The 2,009-nt window shown below is 55.7% G+C and carries 3 protein-coding genes; all 3 read left to right on the top strand.

Features of this window, described 5'->3' with window-relative positions:
- The first annotated feature begins 201 nt into the window (after window positions 1-201).
- The gene (locus D1646_RS10880; protein ID WP_160636482.1) at window positions 202-600 is read left to right on the top strand and encodes a sigma factor-like helix-turn-helix DNA-binding protein; all 399 of its coding nucleotides are present in this window, start codon (window positions 202-204) and stop codon (window positions 598-600) included.
- A gap of 387 nt (window positions 601-987) precedes the next feature.
- Window positions 988-1,377 carry a cysteine-rich VLP domain-containing protein gene (locus tag D1646_RS10875; RefSeq protein ID WP_243154126.1) on the top strand — a complete coding sequence of 130 codons (390 nt, stop codon included), beginning with the start codon at window positions 988-990 and terminating at the stop codon, window positions 1,375-1,377.
- A gap of 122 nt (window positions 1,378-1,499) precedes the next feature.
- Complete coding sequence (locus D1646_RS10870; RefSeq protein ID WP_160636481.1) at window positions 1,500-1,901, top strand: replication initiator protein A; 402 nt, start codon at window positions 1,500-1,502, stop codon at window positions 1,899-1,901.
- Window positions 1,902-2,009 lie beyond the last annotated feature (108 nt).

Here is a 2,009-nt window from a genome sequence, read left to right as displayed (position 1 = left end):
CACAGCGGCATCCCCTACCCAGGTTTGCGAAAATAGTCGTTTTTTGTCTGCCCATATCGCCAACCCCAACGCCCGAACAGTCTTGTGCTGTTCGGGCATTTTTGCTTTTTCAGGGGATTGTTCCATCCGGCCCCGGTGTCGCGGCCCGCCCTTCCTGTTCAGATTTCACATTTCCCCAAATCTGAACAGGAGGATAACACGATGGAAATTACCATCAAGAGATACAGCCGCAAAATGACCTACGAGGACGCCGCCACCCTTGACGAGTTTTGGGAGCTGGCCAAGCGCACCGAACGGAGCCTTGACCGGGAGCAGAGGCGGCATTGGGACGGGCGCGAATGTGACGAGTACATAATTGCCGCCCAGGGCATTTTGCCTTACTGTGCCACCCCGGAGGAACTGGTCTGCCAGCAGGAAACGCTGGACGAAATTCTGGCGGTGTTGGCCCTCTGTACTCCCACCCAGCGGGAGCGGTTTCTGCTCTATGCGCTGTACGATTACAGCTATGCGGAGATTGGACGGCGGTGCGGCTGCTCCAAGGCCGCAGTCCATGAAAGCATTGAGAGTGTTCGGAAAAAGTTTTTCAAATTTTTCCGCTGACCGCCCTGATGATCACCCCGGCATGATGGCTACAAGGTGAGGGGCAACCGCCCTATCACCGGGAGGGACAAGCTGCTCCGGCGGCTTGTCCCTCTTATGCCAAGGAGGTCACAGTGAATACCATGGTTTTTTGTGCCGGAAACCCCGTCTGTTTCCAACGGCGCACTTATACACCGTTCCGGTGTCGTGCGCCCTGCCGGGGACGTTGCGTCCTGCGGACGCGATGGGGAGCTGCACTCCCCAAACCCCTTGCGCACCCGCAGGAACGGAACCCCCGCTTCGCGTCTGTTCCGTTCCTGCGGGTCAGGTATCGTTACTGCCAGATTGGCACTCACGCTAAAAACGTAAATCTGACGCTTTTAGGATTTTGCCGGGGGAGCGTGTGAAATGACAGCGCCGGAAAACCCCCACATGACCTATCAGCAGTACCGAACGGCCCGGAGGTTGGTGCATGAGTGCTGCAACTACGATTGCGGAAACTGCTTGCTCCTGGACAATGGCGAAGAATGTGTCTGCCCTCAAAGCATCACCTACTCGCTGATCTGTAAATGGTTCCGCGCCGCCGTTCTTCCCCTGGACGCTGGCCTGTACGCCACCCTGCTCTATCGGGCCGACATGAAGAAATGCGTCCTATGCGGCGGCTCCTATCTGCCAAAATCCAATCGGGCGAAATACTGTCCTGACTGTGCCGCGCATATGAAGCGGGCTAAAGCCACCGAACGCAAGCGCAGACAAAGGCAGAAGTGTCACGCTTTAGGGCTTAAAAAGCCCTTGTAAATCAGGGCTTTCAAGACCGCCCTCAAAGGGGGCCTGATACATTTTCCTTCCCGGCCCCGAAGACGGGCCTCTAACGGTCCACAGAGGCGGTCTGAACAGCCAGCACGAAGGAGGCTAACACCATGACCGATTACATGACAGTCGATACCACTTTGCCGCCCTATTTTCCCTATCCCCAATTCCTGATGGATATGAGGCTGTCCCATACCGCAGCCTTGGCCTACGTGCTCTTGCTTGACCGGGCGCACCTCTCCCAGCTCAACGGCTGGACAGACGAAGTAGGCCGGGTCTACCTCGTTTTCCCGGTGGAGAAGATAGCGGCGGCACTGAACAGGAGCCTTTCATCTGCCAAGAACGCTCTAGCCGAGTTGTCGGCGGCGGGGCTGATTGAGCGTAAGAGGCGGGGACAGTTCCTGCCCAATTTGATTTATGTGAAGCTGCCAGAAGGGCAAAGAATTGTCCCACCCCAGACGGACAACGGATTGTCCTTCACGGAGGCAGAAAATGACCTGCGGAACAGTTAAAAAATGAGACTTTCCGCAGGCAGAAAAATACCCCCAAATCAAACAATAAGAAACACATAAATGAACCAAACGAGTGGGAGTAAATAGCGCCCACTTTTCGAACAAACA

The organism is Pseudoflavonifractor sp. 60, from assembly GCF_009911645.1.
In the GTDB taxonomy this organism is placed as follows: domain Bacteria; phylum Bacillota; class Clostridia; order Oscillospirales; family Oscillospiraceae; genus Lawsonibacter.
The sequence above is the reverse complement of the archived record's forward strand: the minus strand, read 5'-3'. Positions and strand labels throughout refer to the sequence as shown.

Coding starts and splice junctions, on each gene's coding strand:
- D1646_RS10880 (WP_160636482.1), top strand. CDS start 202: ATGGAAATTACCATCAAGAGATACAGCCGCAAAATGACCTACGAGGAC.
- D1646_RS10870 (WP_160636481.1), top strand. CDS start 1,500: ATGACCGATTACATGACAGTCGATACCACTTTGCCGCCCTATTTTCCC.
- D1646_RS10875 (WP_243154126.1), top strand. CDS start 988: ATGACAGCGCCGGAAAACCCCCACATGACCTATCAGCAGTACCGAACG.